The sequence below is a fragment of the Acinetobacter sp. YH12072 genome (genome assembly GCF_013419565.1).
Classification (GTDB): domain Bacteria; phylum Pseudomonadota; class Gammaproteobacteria; order Pseudomonadales; family Moraxellaceae; genus Acinetobacter.
In genome coordinates this window covers 17,805-35,896 of the sequence record NZ_VOZV01000032.1, presented here as the reverse complement: position 1 = coordinate 35,896, position 18,092 = coordinate 17,805, and the positions used below count along the sequence as shown (strand labels likewise).

At 40.1% G+C, this 18,092-nt stretch carries 15 protein-coding genes; 10 read left to right on the top strand and 5 right to left on the bottom strand.

The annotated features are described in order from the left end of the window. Nucleotides 1–103: 103 nt before the first annotated feature. Both FTU19_RS12950 and FTU19_RS12945 read right to left on the bottom strand, forming a co-directional pair. Nucleotides 104–574, bottom strand: coding sequence for a hypothetical protein (locus FTU19_RS12950; protein ID WP_180131496.1), 471 nt, complete (start codon nt 572–574; stop codon nt 104–106). A gap of 506 nt (nt 575–1,080) precedes the next feature. Continuing rightward, on the bottom strand, nt 1,081–1,578 hold the full coding sequence (locus tag FTU19_RS12945) for a Dps family protein (RefSeq protein WP_004783133.1): 498 nt from the start codon (nt 1,576–1,578) through the stop codon (nt 1,081–1,083). A gap of 664 nt (nt 1,579–2,242) precedes the next feature. Between FTU19_RS12945 and katE the strand changes: the two genes are divergently transcribed. The 7 genes from katE (at nt 2,243) to FTU19_RS12910 (ending at nt 9,207) form a co-directional block, all read left to right on the top strand. Further along, nucleotides 2,243–4,366, top strand: a complete 2,124-nt coding sequence (gene katE / locus FTU19_RS12940; protein WP_180131494.1) for a catalase HPII — start codon at nt 2,243–2,245, stop codon at nt 4,364–4,366. A gap of 57 nt (nt 4,367–4,423) precedes the next feature. After that, entirely contained in the window at nt 4,424–4,633 is a 210-nt protein-coding gene (locus FTU19_RS12935) for a hypothetical protein (protein WP_180131492.1), read from the top strand. Between the two features lie 51 nt (nt 4,634–4,684). Beyond that, nucleotides 4,685–5,668, top strand: a complete 984-nt coding sequence (locus FTU19_RS12930; protein WP_180131490.1) for an acyl-CoA dehydrogenase — start codon at nt 4,685–4,687, stop codon at nt 5,666–5,668. Continuing rightward, nucleotides 5,656–6,441, top strand: a complete 786-nt coding sequence (locus FTU19_RS12925) for a PIG-L deacetylase family protein (RefSeq protein WP_180131488.1) — start codon at nt 5,656–5,658, stop codon at nt 6,439–6,441. Before FTU19_RS12930 ends, FTU19_RS12925 begins: the two co-directional genes overlap by 13 nt. Further along, entirely contained in the window at nt 6,431–7,045 is a 615-nt protein-coding gene (locus FTU19_RS12920) for a class I SAM-dependent methyltransferase (protein WP_179993166.1), read from the top strand. Before FTU19_RS12925 ends, FTU19_RS12920 begins: the two co-directional genes overlap by 11 nt. Next, on the top strand, nt 7,042–7,755 hold the full coding sequence (locus FTU19_RS12915; protein ID WP_179993167.1) for a glycosyltransferase family 2 protein: 714 nt from the start codon (nt 7,042–7,044) through the stop codon (nt 7,753–7,755). Before FTU19_RS12920 ends, FTU19_RS12915 begins: the two co-directional genes overlap by 4 nt. A 204-nt stretch (nt 7,756–7,959) precedes the next feature. After that, nucleotides 7,960–9,207, top strand: a complete 1,248-nt coding sequence (locus tag FTU19_RS12910) for an MFS transporter (protein ID WP_180131486.1) — start codon at nt 7,960–7,962, stop codon at nt 9,205–9,207. Between the two features lie 29 nt (nt 9,208–9,236). On the opposite strand, the gene FTU19_RS12905 is transcribed toward FTU19_RS12910, so the two are convergent. The 3 genes from FTU19_RS12905 to FTU19_RS12895 form a co-directional block, all read right to left on the bottom strand. Next, on the bottom strand, nt 9,237–10,670 hold the full coding sequence (locus FTU19_RS12905) for a trehalose-6-phosphate synthase (RefSeq protein ID WP_179993169.1): 1,434 nt from the start codon (nt 10,668–10,670) through the stop codon (nt 9,237–9,239). Next, entirely contained in the window at nt 10,663–11,508 is an 846-nt protein-coding gene (gene otsB / locus FTU19_RS12900; protein WP_179993170.1) for a trehalose-phosphatase, read from the bottom strand. Before otsB ends, FTU19_RS12905 begins: the two co-directional genes overlap by 8 nt. A gap of 567 nt (nt 11,509–12,075) precedes the next feature. Continuing rightward, on the bottom strand, nt 12,076–12,270 hold the full coding sequence (locus FTU19_RS12895) for a hypothetical protein (RefSeq protein ID WP_125279298.1): 195 nt from the start codon (nt 12,268–12,270) through the stop codon (nt 12,076–12,078). A 513-nt stretch (nt 12,271–12,783) separates the two neighbouring features. Here FTU19_RS12895 and sbmA point away from each other — a divergent pair. The 3 genes from sbmA (at nt 12,784) to FTU19_RS12880 (ending at nt 18,031) form a co-directional block, all read left to right on the top strand. Then, entirely contained in the window at nt 12,784–13,977 is a 1,194-nt protein-coding gene (sbmA, locus tag FTU19_RS12890) for a peptide antibiotic transporter SbmA (protein WP_179993171.1), read from the top strand. Between the two features lie 618 nt (nt 13,978–14,595). After that, nucleotides 14,596–15,579: a hypothetical protein gene (locus FTU19_RS12885; RefSeq protein WP_179993172.1), complete on the top strand. Its 984-nt coding sequence runs from the start codon at nt 14,596–14,598 to the stop codon at nt 15,577–15,579. A 412-nt stretch (nt 15,580–15,991) separates the two neighbouring features. Then, nucleotides 15,992–18,031, top strand: coding sequence for a M13 family metallopeptidase (locus FTU19_RS12880; protein ID WP_180131483.1), 2,040 nt, complete (start codon nt 15,992–15,994; stop codon nt 18,029–18,031). Nucleotides 18,032–18,092 lie beyond the last annotated feature (61 nt).

Below are 18,092 nucleotides of genomic sequence, written 5' to 3'. Positions count from 1 at the left end.
AGACAAAATGACACCAAATGAGTTTTACTATGATCAGCTACCCCAACAAAACAAGGTGGCTTAACTAGAGCGGAATATCACTTATAAATACGCTTTTAGTTGTTCAAACAAGTGGGACCACCTCTATATAAGGCTTCTTTGATTCGAGTGATTTGCTAAAGCCCAAAGACCGGATAATCGCAACTTTATCTAATTTCAAGATTTCAGGCGCATATTCGATGACATGACCATCTGCATCGCTGATCAAAACACTGCTAAAAGAATTAGATTGTTGAATCAATCTGTTTAATTCAGTTTTTAATAACTGCTCATTATGAAAGCCATTCTTAATAATATTGGCACTGAGGCTTAAATCATTAAATATATTTTTAAAATATAAATCAGAAATAGAAGCAACTTTAGCTGCATACTCATAATTAGTTGCAAGAGAATTATTAATCAGTTGCTGTCGGTGAATTACATTGCTCACAATCAATGTAATTGAAAAAAGAATCACCAGACTCACAAGTAAAAGGATTAAAATCAATTTACGTAAATTAAGTTTGAGTGAAATGAGCAGCTTTTGAACACTCATAACTTAATCCCCTGAATCTTTCAGAAATACAAAATGTATACAATATATTTCAATAATTATATTATGTGATGTGGTTCTCTATTTTAGATGAATAATATTCAGTTTGTAAGCATTTTTGAAGCTTAATCTGTTGCTTATTTTGTAAGCAGAAATGGTTTGGTCCATTTGTTCAATATATTTAAAAGATATGGAAAAAGACTGAGATCAAAAAAAGTGATTAAATGCTGATTTAGTAAAAATTATATTTTTATAATATAAGAAATTTTTATTTAAAAGCCAAATTCCCTATCTAAGCTAATATAATTAAATAGATAATAAATAAAGATTTATTGATTAAAAAATAATTTCTTAAAAGGTAAATATTTATTTTTCAAAGCCTTCACTATAGGGTGGAAGGTGAGATAAATAAGTGCTCAAAAGGATATGACTTAAATTTGAGCACTTATTTGTTCTAGAAAAAGCTAATTTTCTGATTTTAAAGTTATTTTCTCAATGAGAAAAGTTAATTACTCTAAAGTACTTCTTAACATCCAGGCTGTTTTTTCATGCACATCAAGACGTTGCGTGATTAAATCTGCAGTCGGCTGATCGTTGACTTCATCAACAACTTCAAAAAGATTGCGTGCGGTACGAGCTACCGTTTCATGAGCATTTACCAATAAACGCAACATTTCTTGGGCATCTGGTACACCTTCTACTTCTTTAATAGCAGTCAGCTTAACAAATTGCTGGTAAGTGCCGGGTGCGGCAAAGCCTAAGGCCCGGATACGTTCTGCAATCAGATCAAGAGCATTCCACTGTTCGGTATATTGGGTCATAAACATGCTGTGCAGACTATTGAACTGTGGTCCGGTGACATTCCAGTGAAAGTTGTGGGTCATTAAATAGAGGGTATAGCTGTCTGCCAATAATTTAGATAGACCTTCGACGATTTTGGCACGGTCTTCGTAAGAAATACCAATATCAATTTTCATAGCTTTAGCATTTTTTTCTGAAGAGCCCATGTTTTACTCCTTAACAATTTTGTAGAGAGATATCTTTTAAAATAGAAGTTTGCCAGTCATGGCTGAAAAGATAGGAAATCTTGGCAGCATGACCTTTTATATGAAATAGATTTTTGCCACTATTTATATGTGGAAATAATTTTAAGTACTTCTGAGTTATATAGTTTATAGGACGGGCAAAGATATAAGTTTAGGCGTTCTGTATAGCCTGGTGACAGGATTGTAACTGTATAAAGAAATTAATTTTGCCTTATAAAACTCAAATGTCTGGATCAGTTTTTTAAAAACTTGTTTTCATTTTTAGATGATTAAGCCTTTATTTCATGATTTTATCTTTTAGTAAAAACTATCAGCTTTAAATTTTTCGAACTTTGTGATCGTTACTCGGCAAGAAAACTGTGTGGTTAAGAAAAATAACAGAACTGTGCCTTTATTAAACAAGCCACTACAAAGACTCAGCAATGTATTCGTCAAATCTCGTTATGTTAGGGATACAGACGAAATCAATAAAAAGATTTTCATACTCAGCAACAGCTCACCGCATGCAGATAAAAGTGGAACTTTATTTTTCTGTAAAAACGCCAAGATGTTGAATAAAACTCAAGCGAATTTGAGATAGGCAAAAAAAGACTTCACTAAACTCAAGATCAGCAAGGAAAATGTCATGAAAATTAAGGCGAACAGTCCAGCCGCAGGTAAAAATGGTTTAGATAAGCAGAATACCAATAAAAAAAGTGAGCAGCTTGATGCATATCGTAGTGACTCCACCGAACAGACACTGACTACTAACCAAGGTGTCAAAATTTCGGATAACCAGAACAGTCTAAAAGCGGGTGTTCGTGGGGCAACTTTAATGGAGGATTTTATTCTCCGTGAAAAGATTACCCATTTTGATCATGAGCGTATTCCAGAGCGAATTGTGCATGCACGTGGTGTTGGGGCACATGGTTTTTTTGAAGCTTATCCAGGCAATGAAAAATGGACTAAAGCCGGGTTTCTAACCAATACCGGTGCCCAGACTCCAGTCTTTGTTCGATTCTCTACAGTACAAGGTCCTCGCGGTTCAGCAGATACGGTACGTGATATTCGTGGTTTTGCGACTAAGTTTTATACGGATGAAGGTAACTTTGACCTGGTGGCCAACGATGCGCCAGTATTCTTTATTCAGGATGGCATCAAGTTCCCTGATTTTGTCCATGCGCTGAAACCTGAACCACAAACCGAGATTCCATCAGGTGCGTCAGCACATGATACTTTCTGGGACTTTGTCTCTCTTGTACCTGAATCTGCACATGCGGTGATGTGGGCAATGTCGGATCGTGCTATTCCACGTAATTTACGCTCGATTCAAGGTTTTGGGGTGCATACCTTCCGTTTGATCAATGCTGAAAATAAAGCTGTCTTTGTGAAGTTCCACTGGACGCCTAAACAAGGTCTGACACAACTGGTATGGGATGAAGCGCAAAAACTGGCAGGTAAGGATCCCGATTTCCATCGTCGTGACCTGTATGAAGCGATTGCTTCCGGTAATTACCCGGAATGGGAATTAGGTGTACAGATCGTTCCTGAAGAAGACGAAATGAAATTTGATTTTGACTTGCTGGATGCAACCAAAATCATTCCGGAAGAACTGGTTCCAGTGACTCCAATTGGCCGTATGGTGTTGAACCGTAATGTTGATTATTTCTTTGGCGAAACTGAGCAGGTCGCTTTCTGCCCAGGTCATGTCGTACCAGGCATTGACTTTACCAATGACCCACTACTACAGGCCCGACTGTTCTCTTATACTGATACTCAATTAAGCCGCTTGGGTGGTCCAAACTTCCATCAGATTCCAATCAATAAGCCGGTTTGTCCATTCCATAACAACCAGCGTGATGGCCTGCATCAACGTCTTATTCACACCGGACAGGCCAACTACGAACCAAACTCGATTGATGATAACTGGCCGGCTGAAGCGCCAGGTGCGACTCAGGCAGGTGGTTTCGAAAGCTATCAGGAGCGTATTGACGGTCATAAAATCCGCCAGCGTAGTGAGTCTTTTAATGATCACTTCACTCATGCCCGTTTATTCTATCAAAGCCAGGCACCGCATGAGCAGAAGCATATTATTGATGCCTATGTATTCGAACTGAGTAAAGTACAGCGCCAAAATATCCGTGAACGTGAAGTTCTCGAAGTGTTGTGCAATATCGACTTGACGCTGGCTCAACAGGTTGCGGACCAGTTAGGAATTGAAATCCCAGCTGAGAAAAAAGCTGCCAAACTGCCTGATGTTCTGATTTCTAAGCGTCTGTCTTTTGAAGCGTTTAAACCTGCCGATATTAAGGCACGTAAAATCGCGATTCTGGCACATGACAAAGCCAATGAAGCCAGTATCAAAGCTGTGCAGGCTTGGGCTGAGTCAGAAAGTGCTGGGGCTGATGTGTTAACACCTCGTCCAGGACCAGTCCTGAGCCAGCAAGGTACAGTGATTCCATCTGATGGTATGCAGAAAGCTGAACCTTCGATTGCCTATGATGCCGTAGTTATTGTCGATGGTGATAACTATGACATGGTGCTGAAAGATGGTATCGCGACTCACTATCTGCTTGAAGCTTATAAGCACCTGAAACCGATTGTCTTCCTGGGAGATAAAGGTCAGCTAATTGAAGACTTAAAACTGATCAGTGATGAAGGCACTTTGGCGAATTCTCAATTCGATACCGTGCAAGATACCTTTAAGACCTTGATCATGAATCACCGCGTTTGGGCGCGTGAATTGATTGCAGAAACTATTCCTGCATAAATACCATGAGAATAGAAGCTTCGGCTTCTATTCTCTATTTCAAGGGATAAAAAGTTTATGGCGAGACCAGATCCTAAAAAATTACTGGCACAGATGCAAAATGCGCAATGGAGCAGGGAGCAGGATATTTATCTGATCGAACATAACCATCTACCTATGAGTCAACTTAGAGAACAATTGCCTTTTAGTGAAGAAGAAATTATGGTACGCCGTAAGGTACTAGGACTAATGACCCGTTTAAAACAGATGAAAAGACTTTTTCCTTAACTGGCTTTCATCAAATGACCACAATATCGATATTTTTGAGGAAGCACTTTTATGGACCTCAGTTCAATATTAGAAAGATTTAAAAATTCATCATTAGAACCTAAAGAAAATATTCAAACGACTTTGAAGGAACTGGTACAACTTTCGGATCAGGTTCCTTTTCCTGCATCAGGGGAAACTTTAAAACGCTGGCAAATTTTAAGCCAGATCTCGGCAACCAATTTAAGTCTGGGTAAAATATTTGAGTCGCATCTGGATGCACTCGCAATTCTGCATGAATTAAATATTCCGGCAAATCCTCATCAGCTCTGGGCAGTCTGGGCAGCAGAAGGAGGGCCTCAACCATTGCAGCTGGATGAAGGCAAGCTGACTGGCATCAAAACCTGGTGTTCCGCTTCGAGCTGGGTAGAGTCAGGTTTACTGACATATCGGGATGAACAAAATCGCTCTCAATTGCTAATTGTAGATATGCAGCAGCCTGGTATTCAGCATGACCATACTGTCTGGCAAGCTTTGGGAATGCAGCATACGTCCACGGCTCAACTGGAATTTAATCAGGTCCCTGTCAAAAAAGTCGCTGATCCACATGCTTATCTGGATCGGGTGGGATTCTGGCATGGAGCAGCAGGCGTTGCCGCTTGCTGGTATGGTGCGACAGTAGCTCTTGCTGAATATCTGCAGCAGGAACAGTTAAGAAAACCACATATGTATAAAGCCATGTATCTGGGTGAAATCAGCCGTGATCTTTTAGCTACTCAGGCTTTGTTCTATCGGGTTGCAGAATTGATTGACCAGCAACCTAAATTTCCTCATCAACTTCAGATTCAGGCTTTGCGTGCGCAGGTTGAAGCCACTGCATTAAATGTACTGAACCAGGTCGGAAAAGCACTTGGCGCAGCGCCTTATTGTACCAATTCTTATTTTGCCCAGCTCGCAGCAGATCTGCCGGTATTTATCCGTCAAAGCCATGCTGCTTTTGATCTTGAGCGTATTGGAGAACTAAGCGCACAGGAGGAAGAACTATGGGCACTTTAAAACATGAGATTGTCGAAGATCGTGTGATCCATGGGGAGGGGACACGGGTGGAAGAATGGCGTAACTGCGAAATACTGCAACAGATACCAGAATTTAATATTTCCAATGTAATTCCTGCAGATGCCAGAGTCTGTATTGTGGCACCGCATCCGGATGATGAAATTCTGGGATGTGGCGGACTGATGCAACGTCTGGATAAACTCGGCTATAAGATTGTACTGTTTGCAGTGACTAATGGTACGGCCAGTCATCCCGGTTCGAGTCTGTATACGCCAGAAGAACTGAACCAGATTCGTCCAGCAGAAACTCGCCAAGCTCTCGAAGAATTGTCCTTAGAACAGCCAGTTCTTCGGATTGCTTTGGATATTCAGGATGGAAAAGTGGCTGAGCAGCGAGACTTGCTCAAACAGCAATTGTATTCATATTTACAGCCTAATGATGTATTGGTCACGACTTTTGTTCATGATGGACATCCAGATCATGAAATAACCGGCCAGGTCGCCCAGCAACTCGCCACTGAGCTACAGTTACCATATATTCAAGTTTTAATCTGGGCGTGGCACTGGGCCACACCAGGAGATACCCGAATTCCTTGGACGGTTGCGCACAAACTCAGGCTGACAGATGAAGAATTAAAATGTAAAGCCCGAGCTGCACGATGTTTCAAAAGTCAGATTGAGAATGATCCGACGACAGAACAGGCACCGATTGTCCCTGAGCATGCATTAGAGCGTGTTTTACAGCCATGGGAGGTTTATCTGTATGAACAGTAAATCAACTTATGATCATGCCTATTTTGATGCTTTATATGCGTTGAATCAGGGAGATCCATGGCATTATGAACAGCGCTGGTATGAACAGCGTAAACGTCAAATTTGTAAAGCACTCTTGCCCAAACTGCATTTTGAATCTGCCATAGAAATCGGTTGTAGTAATGGCATGCTAAGTCAGGAACTAGCTCCTCATACCGGAGAACTCATCTGTCTGGATGCCAATACGACAGCGATCCGGCTGGCGCAACAACGTCTGCAAGATTATTCTCATGTCAGTTTTGTCCAAGGCGTTGTTCCGGAAGACTTGCCAGAGCGTAAGTTCCAGCTAATTGTACTGAGTGAGGTTTTATATTATCTGGATCAGGCCGCTTTAGAGAAATTGACCCACTGGCTGCAGCACGCCCTTGATGCAGAAGGCTGTATTCTGGCTTGTCACTGGCGGGCATCAATTTCAGGTTTTAGCTTTACTGGTGATGATATTCATGACCATCTAAATGCACACTTACCTTATAGAAAGTGTTCACAACTACAGGAACCTGATTTTCTGATTGATGTCTGGATGAATAGCCCACAGTCTGTGGCAGAGCAAGAGGGCCTTAAATGAATAAAATTGGCGTGGTTATTCCTGCCTGTAATGAAGAAGCCTATATAGAACGCTGCCTGCTGGCCTTAAAAAAAGCACAATTTGAATTTTATCAATACCTTGGTTCATCAGAAAATATTCCCGAGATTAAGATTTTAGTTGTCTTAGACAGTTGTACCGATCAAACCGCGATCAAAGCGGTGCAACTGGGCATAGAAGTCATTAGTTGTAATTTTCGTTCGGTGGGTAAGACCCGTCATTTAGGAATTCAAAAAGTAATTGAACAAGGATGCGACTGGATCTGTTGTACTGATGCGGATTCAAGTGTACAGGAAGACTGGTTCAAAGCCATGTGGAAGCACCAACCCACTGACGCAATTTGTGGGGTCGTTGAAGTGGACGAATGGAAAAATTTAAGCTTGGAAGCCCGACTAAAATATTTAGGCCACTATCAGGACAAAATGGATCATCGGCATATTCATGGTGCAAATTTATGTTTTAAAACAAGTGTATATAATAATTCTAACGGATTTAGCCAGCTAGATTGTCATGAAGATGTCGACTTTGTTCGCCGTTTACAACAGGCAGGAGTCAACATTACCTGGTCCAATCAATTAAGGGTAACAACCAGTAGCCGTCTACGGTCAAAAGTTGCTGAAGGTTTCGCCTGTTTTTTACAAAAGCTTGAGTTACAGGAAGCAATGAAAAAACCGATCAGCGTATACAAATAAAACTATAAAATTATAAATTTTATACAATCAATTACTTGTAAAAAATTTAAAAATTCATCTCTAAAAGCTATTTCATTTAGAAAAATTCTGTTTATAATTCACACAAATTAAGCCCTGCTACTTATATTTTTCAGCTATAAGTCCGCGGGGTTTTTCTATGGATGATCGGTAATGGATGCCTGAGCTCTTTCTTTTGGAATGACAATGTTAAATTCACAGTTAATTTCTCGTCTTCAGTCTCCATCACCGTATCTCTGGCAGAAAATCGCCACTGCACTGTGTTTTTTTAGTCTAGGTTTTAGTACAGCTGCCTGGGCGCCATTAATTCCTTATGCGCAGCAGCGCTTATTACTGAATCATGCTGACTTTGGTTTGCTTTTGCTATGTGCCGGAGTTGGCTCAATGCTGGCAATGCCATTGGCAGGTCGTATGGCAAGTAAGTTTGGTTGCCGTACAGTACTGGCTGTTATTCTGGCTGCATTTCTGTTCATCTTGCCAGCGCTAGCGATTAGTCCTACCAGCTTGATGATGGCAATTACCTTGTTTTTCTTTGGTGCCAGTGCTGGTGCCTTGGGGGTAACCGTAAATATTCAGGCTGCCCAGATTGAAAAACTCATGGATAAAAGCTTGATGTCTGGTTTCCATGGCGTATGTAGCTTGGGTGGTCTGGTCGGTGTATTGGGCATGACCACGTTAATGGGATTTGGTCTGGCACCTTTAACTGGCACACTGGTCGTAAGTGTGATGTTGCTTGCGATTGCGATGCTGGCAATTCCATTCTGCTTAGGTGGTCAGTCATCAACTACAGAAGAAACTAATACAGCTACAGCAAAACCTGCGAAAAAAGCGCTACCAACATTCGCAATTTTAGGTATTGGCCTGATCTGTTTTGTATCTTTCCTGTCTGAAGGTGCAGCAATGGACTGGAGCGGTATTTATCTGGCAACCCAGTTTAATGTACCTGCAGCGCATACCGGTTTGGCTTATAGTTTCTTTGCTGGCTTAATGGTTCTTGGACGTTTTAGCGGTCATCTCATCATTCAAAGCTTGGGTGAAAAAATCACTATTTTACTAAGTGCTTTACTGGCTGCAGCAGGCTTATTCATGGTGATCTTTGCACCAGTATGGCAAGTCGTTTTAACCGGTTATGCGATCTTGGGTCTAGGTAGTGCTAACATTGTTCCATTGATGTTCTCTCGTGCAGGCCGTCAAAAAACTATGGCTTCTCATGTAGCATTATCTTATGTATCGGTATTTGCTTATACCGGTTCATTGATCGGACCAGCGCTGGTAGGTTTCGGTAGTGAAATTATTGGCTTGCGTTTAGTATTTACGGTCATCGCAGTTGCTTTAATGAGCATTGTAATCCTGAACCATCTGACTGCCGGTCACAAAGAATCAGAAAAAGTAGAAGGTCTTATTGCCGGCCTAGACCATAAAACACCAGCATAAAGCTATTGTTTTTTATGGGCTTTTCAGACTTATGCATGCATATTGAACTGGGTCGAGATGCCTTTGGCCACTGGTCGATAAATTCGCAAGCTTTGTGATTTTTTCAGGTCCGACAGGAACTGATCACGCCAGCGAATGATATCGAAATTCTTTAAGCCTTGCTGTAAATAGCGGTAACGTTCCAAACGTTCTGACTTAGGCATACGCAAGGCTCTTTTCAAGGCTTTGGCCATACTGTCCTGATCATAAGGATCGACCAGTAAGGCTTCCTTCATTTGCTCGGCAGCCCCGGCATATTTAGACAGAATCAATACGCCTGGATCTAATGGATCTTGCGCAGCAATATATTCTTTGGCGACCAGATTCATCCCGTCACGGATTGAATTCACCCAGCAAATATCCGCCTTACGATAGAGCTGCATCAGGGCTTCATGACCCAAAGTGTCATAGCTACAGTCAAAAGGCAGCCAGTCTGCATTGCCATGCTGATGGTTTAAATTCTGCACCGCAGCCTGGAACTGTTCATAAAGTTTTTTATAGCTGTTCACATCTAGTCGACATGGGCAGGCAATCTGTAATTGCTGGAACTGATTTTTAAATTCAGGCTGTTCATCCAGCAACTCCTGGAATGCATGAATTTTCTCCAGCAGCCCTTTACTGTAATCAATCCGGTCAACCGAAATAATGGTCTTATGGGCATGTGCTTTATCCAGATCAAAGGGCAGGTCAGTGACTTGGCTTTCAGCAGCCTGCTTCTGAATCTGCGCCGGGTGTACACCGATTGGATAAGCTTTCACATAAATCCGTTTAGACTGATAACTCAGGATTTCATCATTGCAATGCTGGATATTTAATACCTGTTCCAGGAAATCAATACAGTTGGCCTGATCGCGTGGAGTTTGCAGACCGATGACATCAAAATCTCCCAGATGTCGGGCCAGTTCCTGATATGGAGGCAGCGTTTGCCAAAGTTTTAGTTCGGGGAAAGGAATATGCAGGAAGAACCCAATCCGGTTGCGCATACCTAATTTACGACAGTAATGCGCAACACTCAGAAAATGATAATCATGAATCCAGATGATGTCATGTGGTGAAGCCACCTGTTTCAGGTGTTTGGCAAAACGCAAATTGACATCTTTATAGGTTTTAAAATCCTGCGGCTGATATTCAACACGTTGATGCTGGTCATGCATTAACGGCCATAAGGCATTATTAGAAAAACCACAATAATAACCCTGGTACTGGGCTTCGCTCAGTGCACTGGTATGATATTCCACATTCTGATGTTTCAGAATCTGAAATTTCTGTTCCTTGTTCTGGTCAACTCTGGAGCCATTCCATCCAACCCAGATACCGCCTATATCTAGCAATGCATCCTGCAATGCAACAGCCAATCCACCAGCCTTCATACTTTCTGGGTTAGGTAGATTCACACGGTTTGATAACACAATGAGTTTAGACATGTGATTTCTCCAATCGTTGTTGTTCTTGTACTTCAATTACCTTTAAAAATTCTTTCAGGAAGGCCTGAACTTGAGAGACGTTTTCCAGTCTGTACCGTGCTAGGGTCTGGCCAGGGCCTACTTTGATTGAGCAGCCGTGAAGGGCATTGATGACTTTGAATCCGGCTTCATCGGTCAGGTCATCACCAATAAACATGGGATAATGATCATTGAGATGGTATTGCTGAATAATCTGTTGAATCGCTGAACCTTTATTGGCGCCTTTGGGCACCAGTTCAAAAACATACTTGCCAGCTTTTAACTCAAAGTCGGAAAACTGGTTGAGACATTCCAGCGCAAAAGCATGTACGCGATCTTCTAGTTGAGGATGTTCACGAAAATGTAGTGCAACAGAATAATCTTTAACCTCGATCCGCAAATCAGGGATTTGAACTGCCTGTTCCTGAATATATTGTTTTAGGGCTTGTAGCTGCGACTTATTTAAAGAGATTAATGTCTTTAAATTAGCTTGATAGATTAATTCCAGACCATGTGATCCAGCGATATTCCATTGCAGAGGGTGAATAAGTTTTTGTGCTTGTAAAATAGAACGACCAGTAACTAATATCAGCTGAATATATTGTTGTAAATTTTCCAATATATTTATAATTTCAGGTTGAATTATACTTTTATCTGGATCTGGGTGAAATTCAGAGATTGTTCCGTCAATATCAAGAAATAAAACAACCTGGTCTGAGTCCATATTCAGGTTGCAATCATTTAAAATCATCTTTGGCGATATATAAAAAGATGAGCTAGATGAATCTTCTAAATCTTGTTCCCTATATATGCCTGACATAAATCCACCTAAGTACTTGATATAAAATAGATTAAAATTTAGAGTTAAACTGTGTGATTTTTAATCTAATTAGTTTTATAACATATTCTATTTTTCAAAATGGCTTTAGGCGCAGAAAAGAAACACTTTTGACATGTAAAGTTACTTTGTAAAATTTGGAAATATTCAGCAGAAAAAGTTGATATTCTTTGTATATTTGTAAAATAATTTTTCAGTGATTTTTAATATATTAATAATGATATTTAAGGTATTGCATATTAAGTGATTGAGTAAGTTTGAGTGCTATAAATAAGATTCTTTTGATTATTTAATGTAAAAAATGGTTTTGATTTATATTTCTAAAAATTAATTCATTGGCTTTCTATTAAATAATAGGTATTAAATTGGAAATATTAAAAAACACATTTAATATAAAATAAGAATATAGTGCAGCCTATTAATTTTTTATTAAAGCCAGTTTTGAAAGGAAGGATAAATTATAAAATCTTGGTGCTACAAAGAAGAGTTAGGGTTATATCATTGAAGAGACTAGGTAGACATAACCCCATAAAGAGGAGAGCAGAGTGCTTATAGCTCTCTCCAGACATCGTTCTCATCTTTCAATGGAATAGTAAAGTTAAAGTCATCATCATTACTGACTAAAAGACTGGTAGGGGTTTGCATCAAAACTTTTAAAACAGTACCAGCTTCAAAAATAATCGGGTGACAGTTTTCCTTTTCCAAGGTCACTGGCTTAAGTAATTCAATCACAGAACTTTCCATATTTTTATTCCCAAATATTGATACTTCGCTGTTTTTTAATCTTAACATGATTTTTGCACATTTAACTAATTTTTGAAAAACCGAGACATAAGTCAACAAGTCGGTCAATTTTTCTTAAAAAGCGCTTAAGTCAGTAAATTAAAGGGATAGAGATTAAGATTTAATTTTCAAACGATTTGTGTTTCTTAAACTCGAATATTTTCAGTTTATTTACCGACGAAAAGAAGAGAAAAAGACAAACGGTACCAAATAGTCAATCTAGCGCAAAATCTGCTTGTCACTTTTTGACAGGCCAGTCATGATCTCCTCCATTATATTGCGTATGTTATGCGCTAGTATTAAAGCAAGAATCATATAATCTGATATTAATTTGGCTTTAGCGATTTTGTGTTTGTATGTAATTTTTTACATTGAATTGCAAATTTATGCTGCAGTTCGTTGAAAGTCTGAAAATAAGAATAAACTGTGCGTCATTTGGATGACCCCTACATCTATAAGGAGAATTAAGCCCCAATGTTTAAGTCATTTTTTCCACAACCAGTGTGGTTTTTTAGTAGTCTGGTACTGTGGTTTCTGATCAATCTTGGCCTTTGGCATAGTGGTGGATCAGGCTGGGGTGTCTATTTAGGTATGACTGAAGGTTATCATGATCTTAAAATGCCGATAGGAATCAGCCGTTTCTGGGCGCCAAAATTTCTCTGGTTCTATCTCTGGTTTTTTGTGAGTACCGCGATATTTGCTACCTTCTGGTATTTTAAAGCGAAACATCCCTGGCAGCGCTGGTCCGTGTGGGGCTCGGCCTTTATCCTGTTCAATATCTGGTTTGGGGTGCAGGTTAATGTGGTCTTAAATGAATGGTATAGTCCGTTCTATGACCAGATCCAGAATATGCTCACCCAAGGGGGCGGAGATGTCAGCCTACTATATCAAGGTGCATTGACCTTTATTTATATTGCCATGGTCTATGTCACGCTGGCAGTGTTTAACCTGTTCTTTGTCAGTCATTATGTATTCCGCTGGCGGACGGCAATGAATGACTATTATACGGCACATTGGGAAAAGTTACGTCATATTGAAGGGGCGTCACAGCGTATTCAGGAAGATACCATGCGTTTTGCCAAAACTACGGAACAGCTGAGTGTCTCACTCATTGAATCTCTGATGCTATTAATGGCTTTCCTGCCAATCCTGTATGAGTTATCGAGTCATGTAAAAGTACTGCCCATTGTCGGTGAAATACCGCATGCATTAATGTGGGCGTCGATCGGATGGGCAGTTCTGGGAACTGTGATTTTAATGATTGTCGGAATGAAACTCCCTGGACTGGAATTCAATAATCAGAAAGTTGAAGCGGCTTATCGTAAAGAGCTGGTTTATGGTGAAGATTATGCTGATCGTGCTCACCCGCTTACCTTGCAAGAACTGTTTAGTCGGGTACGTACGAATTATTTCCGTTTGTATTTCCACTATGCCTATTTCAATATGGTGCGCATCTGGTATCTGCAATTGGACAATATTTACGGATTATTTATTTTGTTTCCAAGTATTGCCGCGGGTGCGATTACACTCGGTTTGATGATGCAGATCCTGAATGTTTTCGGTAAGGTTCGTGAATCTTTCCAGTATCTTATTCTATCTTGGCCTACGATTATTGAATTGCTCTCCATCTATAAACGTTTGAAAGCATTTGAATCCCATCTCGATTAATTTTTTTCTTCTATTCCTAGACAATTTTAAAAGCCAGATCATTATAGGTCTGGCTTTTTTATTGATTAATTTTTATTCAAAATCCAATTGAAAATTACGATCTGGAGAGGTGCTAAAAAATTAGGATGAATGGTACCCAAACATCCCAATATTAGGGTATTCAAGCTATTTTTTCTTGGCTAGAATTTTAAGGGCCAGCCAGGGTGCTGTTTAATTTCCAATAATATGGCGTATAAAAACAATTAGTGTACGTAAAGGAAATTATTCAAATTATAATCTCATTCAGACAGCGATAGAGAGCATAATTGCCGTTATTGTCCATGATAATAATATCTCTAATTTTTGTTGAATGAGTAACCGGAGAACTGATCTGTTTCTTCTGTTTTTTTATATCTTTTTTCTACTGCTTCATCTTTCAATTGATGAGTAATCCAGCGTATTTGTTGACTTGAAGAATGTTAATTTGATCAATTTATCTGGATTAAAGCCGGATGAATTAGGCATTTTATTCCTCATTTTTAGTGATAGGTCTCGCTATATTTTTATATTTATCAATCTGTTGAGATTGTTGTTTTGGCACATTTGCTATATGTTATAGAGGCCTGGGGGAGATAAGCAGTGAAGCTAAAATTAATAATTCCAACAATATGTGTAGCAAGCCTGGCTGGATGTAACAGTATTCAGCAAATGAAATCAGATATGCAGCATCCTTATGTAAGTCCTCAAGAACTGATTGTTAAAAGAAACTTGAATCAGGCTGACGGTTCGGCAAAAGAATATGTTTATTCATGGGAAAAATCCAAGCAGCATCTGGAGCCACAATCCCTCTATCCACGAACCACCTTAAGCCAGTATTGTCATGAACGGGGCGGCAAGTTTTCTCTACTGTATAAGAGCCAATTGGCTTCAGTAAAAGATTCTGCCCAGAAGAACCGTTTAAGCAAAAACCGTTATGTCACTCAGGGTATTGGTGCCTATCAATGTACGATGCCTCAAGGACAAAACTGGATTGTTTCTATTGAGCCGATTTCTGAACATCAGCCAGATAAGAATAATACTACGCGTGTAGTCCGGATCTTGAGCAAACTTCAAAGCCCAGCTGAAGCACGTCATTTCTATCAGGGCCATAAGACTACGACTAAGTCTAATAAAATTGCCGAGAAGAATGCAGCCAAAACCTCAGTCAAAGATGAGAAAAAGGAATTAGATAAAAAAGAAGCTGATAAGAAAGAAATAAAAATACCTGCTATTGAACCGACAGAGGTTGCTGTCCCTGCTGCTCGTACAACTAGTATCGAAACGCCACAACAGCAACAGATGAAATTGTATGTAGCTGCACGTCGTGATATCAATAGCGGCAAGAACCTGAACAATGCCTGCAATAATGCCCAGCGTGCCTATAACTATGGCAAATTACAGGGTACAGAAGGAACACGTGTCTATACCGAATCCGGCATGCTAGTGGCACGCTGTTTAAGCAGTATTCCAGCCTATGCCAACCGTATTCCAAATTCCAAGGTTCAAGCCAAACGAGTACTGCAGAATCTGGCCACCAACTATAACCATACTGGGGCAAAGAATCAGTTGAGACAGTTAAAATAAGTCTATTATTTTCACATTCAGTTTGATCATTTATTTGGCAAAGTAGATGCACATGAAAAGTCATCTACTTTAAATATTGGTGATATTTAAAAAAGTATTTCTTAAGCATAGCAGAACTTAAAAACAATATTTTTCTTTTGAAGATCAATGATAGAAGATAAATAGTTATTCTGTTGATAGGAATAAAAATTAATTATTATTGGGTCGCAAATCGAACCTCATTTCAGAGTAAATTTCCCGCCGCCATCTCAGATTTTCTCCTCTATCTCTCTTGTTAAATACAAGCCCATTCAACGGCATATTCTAAAAATTATTGGTATATCTCTTGCTTAAAAATTATCAGTTTTGTGCTTATGGACAGAGCAAGAAAAACTAATTGATTTTTAACATACACAATAATGAGATTTATCGCTTGAGAAAACATATTTTAAGTCATTTGATTCTTGTGGGTGCATTTCTACATTCACCTGTGAGTTATGCAGTGAGTACAACTTCATTAAAATCGGCAATTGATCTGAATGCGATTGATCGGACGGTTGATCCAAAGCAGGATTTTTATCAATTCGTGAATGGAAACTGGCTGAAAACCGCAAAGATTCCAGAAGATCAGGCATTGTCGGGTGCATTTGCTGAAGTGAGTATGAGATCAACCCAGCAGTTATTTGGCATTTTTAATGAGCTGGCCAAAAAACAGCATCCGCAAGGTAGCAATGAACAAAAGGTCGCAGATCTCTATGCCAGTTATATGGATACCGATCGGCTAGAACAGCTCGGACTTGAGGCATTGCAACAAGACCTGCAGCGGATTGAAAGTATCAAGACCAAAAAAGATCTGGCAGAATTTTTTGCCTATGCGGAAAAAATCAATCTGAATTTGCCATTCTCTACCCGTTTTTATCAGGACCGTAAAGCTTCTTCCAAGGCGATGATGTATGTAGGGCAAGGTGGTTTGGGAATGCCTGATCGTGATTTTTACCTGAGTGAGCAGCCTCGACAACAGGAAATTCGCAATACTTATATGCTTTATATCGCCAATACCCTGAATTTTGCCGGTCAGCCTAAGCCGATTGAAGATGCTCGCACTATCCTGGCTTTGGAAAAGGCACTGGCAAAAATTAGCTGGTCCGCTGTGGAGCTGCGCAATGATGAGGTGAGAACCTATCTCGTTGAAACTAAAAATATTATTAACTATATGCCTTCTTTTGACTGGATGAATTATTTCTCAGAACTGGGCTTAAAAGGTGCAAGAAAAGAGGTTGCGATCTCGCAGATTAATTATTTGCGTCAGCTGGATCAGTTATGGAAGGTCGTTCCAATTGAAACCTGGCAAACCTATTTGAAATTCAACCTGATCAATAGTTATTCGCCATTTTTAACAGAAGTTTTTCAAAACCATCATTTTGAATTTTATGACAAAACACTAGAGGGTGTACAAGCACGTTCTCCACGGAATGAGTCTGCCTTGAAGCTAACTAACGGTATTTTAGGCAATGTGCTTGGCAAGCTCTATGTAGAAAAGCACTTTAATGAAAGCCAGCGCCCAGCGATACTGGAAATGGTGGAAAACGTCCGTAAAGCCTTTCATCTGAAACTGGACCAAGCTGACTGGATGGGTTCGGACACTAAAAAACAAGTACGGCATAAGCTAGATAGCATCAATATCAAAATCGGCTATCCGAAAGCATGGCGGGATTATTCAGCCCTAGAGATTCGTAAGGATGATCTGATTGGGAATATCCAGCGGACCCGGCTATTCAATTACCAGCGTGAACTGGACAAGGTGGGAGAACCGATCGATCCAGAAGCCTGGCACATGTCGCCACAAACAGCCAATGCTTACTATAATGTCAAGCTGAATGAAATCGTATTACCTGCGGCCATCTGGCAGGCACCATTTTATTATGATGATAGTCATGATCCTGCAGTGAATTATGGTGCCATCGGGGCTGTTATCGCACATGAAATTAGCCACGGTTTTGACGATAGAGGAAGCCGCTTTGATGCCAAAGGCAAGGGTGAAGAAACCTGGAACGAGCGCGACCGTAAGAAGTTCAACGAACGCACCAAAGCTTTAGTCGAGCAATATAAACAATACGAAGCTCTGCCAGGGCATAAGGTGAATGCGGAATTAAATAAAAGTGAAAATATCTCTGACAACCTGGGCTTAGGGATCGCTCATATGGCTTACAAGTTATCGCTCAAGGGTCAGCCAGCACCTGTCATTGATGGCTTTAGTGGAGATCAGCGTTTTTATATAGGCTGGGCACAAGTCTGGCGTAGCAAAAGTAATCCTGAATATTTGTTAAATAGCCTAAATATTGCCAGCCACGCGCCAGGTCATGTACGTGGCAATGGCGCCGTCCGCAATCAGCAAAGTTTCTATGAAGCTTTTGGGATTAAAGAAGGGGACAAGATGTATTTATCACCTGAAAAACGAATCTCCATCTGGTAACAGGATTTAAAAAAACAGGTCTGTTCATCTGAAAAGAAACTGGCCTATTTTTTTATCTAAA